The following is a 3,606-nucleotide window of genomic DNA, read 5'->3' as shown; positions in this document are numbered from 1 at the left end:
TGCAGCGGGCACTCGCGGCAGAGCGCTTTGGCCGTCTCCAGTTGGGTCGGTTCTTCCGCGAACCAGAGGTCGGCCGCGCCTGCCGCCTGGCACGGCAGGTCTATTCGGTGCGGGGTGAACGTGTCCCCGGCGCGCGGGGTCAGCATGTCAGTGATGGTCATGGGAGCTGCTTTCGTCGACAAAGGGAATGGCGTGTCGTATGCGATTCCCGGCCCGGCCGACTGTGTGGACGACCAACGTGGATGACCAACGAGAAGGGCCCCGGGGATTCGCTGTCGCGATTCGCCGAGGCCGGTGGGTCAGACTGTGCTGATGGTCGTCAGATCCGGTGTGATCGACGGCCGGGGGCCTCGGGGAATCGCCAGTGCGCTCGTGCGCCGACACGTACGCGTGCGGCGGCGATCGATGCGTACTGCGAATGCGTGAAGCCGATCATGACGGTGATTCCCCTTTCCTCTTCGAGACAACGACGCCAAGACTACGCCGCCGAGCAAAGGGGCACAAACTATTTTTGAGCTGGCGTTTTCCGAGATTCTGGAGTTTTCCGGTGTTCGGCGACCAGGGCGAGCACGTCGGCGCCGATCTCGTCCATGCGCTCCGCGTTCATCCCGCTGACCCGGGACAGTTCCGCCGGGGTCGCCGGCAGCATCCGTGCCAGTTGCTTGAGCATATTGCCGCTGCACACATTGCGGGCATCGCAGCCGCGGTCGGCCGCGTAGTCGTCGCGCCATTGCCGGAGCGCCTCGTGCACGGCCGGGTCCGGCCCGCGCAGGTCGGACCCTTCGACAGGCTCAGGGAGCGATCCGAGAACCCCGGAGCGTGCGGAATTGCTCCCGGAGCGTGCGGAATTGCTCCCTGAGCTTGTCGAAGGGATCATCCCGTCGAGGAACCGGGAACGACGACGGCTGGCCTGCCGTCCCTCGCTGCGGGCCAGCGACCACGACAGGTGCAGGTGCGTGCGGGCGCGCGTGATACCCACGTACAGCAGCCGGCGTTCCTCCTCCACCTGAGCCGCGGCCTTGCTGGCCCGGGTCAGCGGCACCGAACCCTCGTGCAGTCCGGTCAGGAGCACCGCATCCCACTCCAGGCCCTTGGCCGCGTGGAAGGAGGCGAGCGTGATGCCGCGGTCGGACTCCGATTCGGTCCGCGCCCGATCGCTCAGCGCCGCGACCGTCTGCGCGAATGTCAACGTCGGGCGCTGCGTCAGCACATCGTCGACTAGTTCGACGAGGCGGCACATCTGCTGCCAGTTCACCTTCGCCTGGCTGCCCGGCGGCGCCGTCTCGGCGAACCCGAGTGGCGTCAGCGCGGTGCGCACAGCCTGCGCGGACGGCATCTGCGGCGCGTCGCCCTGTGCCAGCGTGGTCAGCCGTCGCAGCGCCGCAACCACCTGGGGTCGTTCGAAGAAACCATGATCGCCGCGGACCCGGTATTCGATTCCGGCGGCCGCGAGCGCCTCCTCGTAGCCTTCGGACATGGCGTTGATCCGGTACAGCACCGCAATCTCGGCAGCCGCTACGCCGGCTCGCAGCAGCCGTTTGATCTCGGCGACTACCCCGACCACCTCGGCGGTCGCATCCGGGTACTCGACGAAGACCGGGTCCGGCCCGGTCGGCCGCATACCGATCAGTTCGAGCCGCGAACCGGACATCCGGCCGGCGGCCTGGCCGATCACGCCGTTGGCCAGCGCCACCACTTCCGGAGTCGACCGGTAGTCGCGCTGCAGCCGGACCAGGGTCGCTTCGGGATAGACCCGGGTGAAATCGAGGAGGAATTCCGGGGTGGCCGCGGTGAAACTGTAGATGGTCTGGTTCGCATCGCCGACGACGGTCAGGTCGTCGCGGCCGCCCAACCACGTATCCAGGAGTCCCTGCTGCAGCGGTGTCACATCCTGGTACTCGTCGACAACGAAGCTCCGGTATCGGCCGCGGAACTCGTCGGCGATCGGGCCGTTACTGGTCAGCGCCAGGGTGGTGAAGCCGATCAGGTCTTCAAAGTCGAGCAGGAAGTCGCCACCCGGCGCACGCTTGGCCTCCTCATAGGCGCGGAACACCTCGGCCACCGTATCGGCTTTCACCGGAAGGTCCCGGCTGCCGGTCTTGCTGCTGGCGACGTAACGGGACGGATCGATCAACGACGATTTTGCCCATTCGATCTCCGCCGCCAGGTCCCGGATCAGTTCCCGGTCGGCAGCCTCCAAACCCACGTCGCGGGCGGCGCGGCGCACCATCGGAAACTTGCTGTCCATCAGTTCCCAGCGGGCGCTGCCATACACCTGCGGCCAGAAGTAGCGCAGCTGCCGCAGTGCCGCGGCGTGGAAGGTGAGCGCCGACACCGAGCCCCCCGGAGCCGAAACCCCCAGCGCGGCAAGCCGTTGGCGCATCTCCGCGGCAGCGCGCGCGGTGAACGTCACGGCCAGCACCTGGCTTGGGTTCACCTGACCGGAGTCAACCAGCGCCGCGATGCGGCGGGTGATGGTGCGGGTCTTACCGGTGCCCGCACCGGCCAGCACACACACCGGCCCCCGCGGTGCGAGCACCGCTTCGAGCTGCTGCGGATCCAGTCCGTCGCGGATCGAGATCATGGGCACACTCTCTCATGCGATACCGACGTTCTCGTCGGCGCGAGCGTCAGAGCAGACCGAGCGCGCTCATGACCTCGCCAATTCCCGGATTGGTCTTGGTGGAGCCGTCAGCGAACTGCACCGTCGGAACCACATGGTTACCGCCGTTGACGCTGCCGACGAACTCAGCGGCCTCCGGGCTGGCCTCGATATCGATCTCGGTGTACTCGATGTGGTTGCGGTCCAAACTCATCTTGAGCCGGTTGCAGAACGGGCACCAGGAGGTCGTGTACACAGTCAGATCGGCCATACTGGCCATTCTAGATGCTTCTTCTTGGCCAGCGCCCAGCTGGTGATGAGCGAGCGGGCAATGGACACCGACGGCGGCAGCAGCAGCGCCGCCGTCGGCGCTTGGGCACCCCAATCGGCCCGTTGATCCAGCGCTTCGCGCACCTGATCCCGAGTGAACCACCGGGCGTCGGCGAGCTCGCCGTCGAGCAGGGCCACCGGCTGATCCGGATCGGCGATCACCTCGAAACCGAGCATCAGCGACCGCGGGAACGGCCACGGCTGCGACCCCAGATAGTGCGGGGACCGGGCGGTGATGCCAACCTCCTCAGCCACCTCACGGATCACGCACTGTTCCACCGACTCCCCCGGTTCGACGAACCCGGCCAGCGTGGAGAACCGCGGATTCGCCCACGCGTGCTGGCGGCCGAGCAGGATGTGATCGCCGCCGTCGTGCACCACCATGATCACCGCCGGATCGGTGCGCGGAAACTCATCGGCGCCCGCGTCACTGCGCCGCACCCACCCGGCGCGGGCGCTGACGGTGGGTGCGCCGTCGATCGGCGAGAACCGCGCGGCCCGATGCCAGTTCAGGATGCCCAACGCGGTGGCCAGCAGACCGGCGTCATCCGCGGAGAGCAAGTGCGCGCCCATCCGCGGATCACTCACCGGGCCGGGCAGGTCGGCGGCGCGGCGGGCCCACAGGTCGTGATCGCCGACGACGCCGAGAAAGACGGCATCGGCCGGCGGTGCGG

Annotated in this window: 3 protein-coding genes; all 3 read right to left on the bottom strand. The window is 67.8% G+C overall.

Annotated elements, in window-relative coordinates; genetic code table 11:
- Positions 1-505: 505 nt before the first annotated feature.
- The gene (locus WAW85_RS06420; protein ID WP_422558800.1) at positions 506-2,584 is read right to left on the bottom strand and encodes an ATP-dependent DNA helicase UvrD2; all 2,079 of its coding nucleotides are present in this window, start codon (positions 2,582-2,584) and stop codon (positions 506-508) included.
- Positions 2,585-2,630: 46 nt separating this feature from the next.
- Positions 2,631-2,873 (bottom strand): mycoredoxin, encoded by a 243-nt coding sequence (locus WAW85_RS06415; protein WP_422558799.1) that lies wholly within the window; start codon positions 2,871-2,873, stop codon positions 2,631-2,633.
- The coding region (nudC, locus tag WAW85_RS06410) for an NAD(+) diphosphatase (protein ID WP_422558798.1) at positions 2,861-3,606 on the bottom strand (746 nt) is incomplete at its 5' end. The genes WAW85_RS06415 and nudC, both read right to left, overlap by 13 nt.

The organism is Gordonia sp. (in: high G+C Gram-positive bacteria) (genome assembly GCF_049299075.1).
In the GTDB taxonomy this organism is placed as follows: Bacteria; Actinomycetota; Actinomycetes; order Mycobacteriales; family Mycobacteriaceae; genus Gordonia.
This window is presented reverse-complemented; position numbering and strand designations above follow the sequence as displayed.